Annotated in this window: 2 protein-coding genes and 1 pseudogene; all 3 read right to left on the reverse strand. The window is 50.2% G+C overall.

Annotation, left to right across the window (positions count from 1 at the left end):
- Positions 1–243 (reverse strand): annotated as a pseudogene (locus tag OGL93_RS22105) (RHS repeat protein); the annotation flags it as partial.
- A 106-nt stretch (positions 244–349) separates the two neighbouring features.
- Positions 350–946 (reverse strand): hypothetical protein, encoded by a 597-nt coding sequence (locus OGL93_RS22110; protein ID WP_263265159.1) that lies wholly within the window; start codon positions 944–946, stop codon positions 350–352.
- 4 nt (positions 947–950) lie between these two features.
- A partial coding sequence (locus tag OGL93_RS22115) for an RHS repeat-associated core domain-containing protein (protein ID WP_263265160.1) occupies positions 951–2,219 on the reverse strand: 1,269 nt, incomplete at its 5' end.

Consider the following 2,219-nt stretch of genomic DNA (forward strand, 5'->3'; position numbering starts at 1 on the left):
AAGGCTGCTGCTTCCAGGGCGTTCCTCGCGCAGCATCCGCAGCCTTTGCCAGAGGAAGCGTTTGTATTCGGTGTGGCCTTGGCGCCCGGCTTGTTTGGCAACTCGCCGCCCCAAGCTGTCGTAGCGGTAACTTCCGGTGCTTTCGCGCTTGCCGTTGGCCCAGGTCTCGGTACGGACCAAACGGTTTTCGCAGTCGTAGCTAAAGGCTTGAAGCTTGCCGACACCAACAGACTTCTCGACCAATCACGTGATCGAACTGGGGACTGTTGAAGTTCATCAGGTTAGCGGCATGGTCGTAGTGGACTTCACCGCGCCCCTCTATATAACAAACGATTATTCCTATTCCAAATTAGGATTTTTTGTATATTTCGGTATGACTTTCGCCATTTAAAAAATATAAACGCGCAAGCTCTGAATCCGTATTATATTCGGTAAAGATACTTACCCCTAACAAACCATTACTAGCAAACGAGATTATACTTTCCACTTTATTAGAGACCCAGTTATATGAAAACACCCAAAAATCCCCATCAACGTCAACACGACACGCCTTTGAAACGACACCACCTTCCCGGGAGGCATATTTCAACCAAACAATCTCATTGTGAACATTAACCTTTACCGACCTTACCAATTCCTCAGTATAAGAGAACAATTCAATCCAAACTAAATCTCCTTGTGCTCCATAGCTTTCCATTTTTACGGGATTTCCATTTAAGGAAAAGCACTTGGTTTTATTTTTTTTTTGAGATGGCTCTTTCTTCATAGGTGCTAACGGCTCTACTCCCGAAAGCTCTAGCTCAAAAGGAACTATCGATTGAGGAGACCCATTGAACCATAGGACCTGATCAAAGGCGACATCATGTTTAAAGCCTTCCAATAGGCGAGAATTTTTTATGTCTTTAAAGGCTTTTTCTTTAAAATTTACGAACTGATCTAATTCCACGCTATTAACCTTTAAAATTTATACCGTTATTTAGGGCCTGTTTAATTTCACTCAAGCCATTAAGGAAATCCTCTCTGGTGCTCAGGCCAGACAGTTTATCAAATACAAATTGCTTGTAATTATTTCCATGAATACCCGCTCCCTTATGAGGCGTGACGGTGCTGCCGGGTACTCGAGCAGCTGAAGTATTAGGAAGCCAAATTCCGTTTCGCTTGTCATTTATATCAATCCCTAGCTCTTTCATCTTGTCACGAACAGCGTTCATTCTGACATCTTTAGAGTTAGACATAATTATGTGGTGAGCGTCGTATTGCCCTCCTCCGACTGGGCTCGGGCCTAATTCTCTTCTAAGGATCTTGGCGTCAGAACTACACGATAGTCCATGTGGATCAATCCACCCCACCGCATTCGGCGCATACTGATAAAGATTATCCCCACCCAACAACCCAATCGGATCCTGCGTTACAAACCGCCCTACCTCCGGATCGTAATACCGGAACGTATTGTAGTGCAGCCCCGTCTCGGCATCGAAGTATTGCCCCTGGAACCGCAGGTTCTGCTCGACCCCGTTCACGGTCAAATCTTCTACCGTGCCCCAGGCCCGATAGGTCGCCTGCCACACAATATCGCCAGCGACGTCGGTCATTTCCAGGGGCGTGCCGATCTGGTCGGTGTGGAAGTAGTAAAGCTTCTGCTCCTCACCCTCCGCCTGATCGATGCGGGCCAGCGGCGCATAGCTGGTGGGTTCATACACATAGAGGCTGCTGCTTCCAGGGCGTTCCTCGCGCGCCATTCGCAGCCCTTGCCAAAGGAAGCGTTTGTATTCGGTATGGCCTTGGCGCTCGGCTTGTTTGGCAACTCGCCGTCCCAAGCTGTCGTAGCGGTAACTTCCTGTGCTTTCGCGCTCGCCGTTGACCCAGGTCTCGGCACGGACCAAACGGTTTTCGCAGTCGTAGCTAAAGGTTTGAAGCTTGCCGACACCAACAGACTTCTCGACCAAATTACCCCAGGCGTCATAGCGGTATTCCTGGTCTTGCCACGTCTTGAGGCGGTTGTCCTTCACGTGGTCGAACTGGCGGTTGTCGAAGTTCAGCCGGTTGGCGGCAGGGTCGTAGCGGAAGGCTTCGTTGTCGGCCAGTTGGCCGGTGTCGCGGCGGTGCAGCTGGCCGTTGGCCTCGTATTCGTAGCGGACTTCACCGCGCAGCTTGTCCAGGGTGCGGATAAGTTCGCCCGCGGCGTCGTACTGGTAGCGGCGATGGCTTGGGTTGTTCGA

Source organism: Pseudomonas sp. RIT-PI-S (assembly GCF_025642975.1).
Classification (GTDB): Bacteria; Pseudomonadota; Gammaproteobacteria; order Pseudomonadales; family Pseudomonadaceae; genus Aquipseudomonas.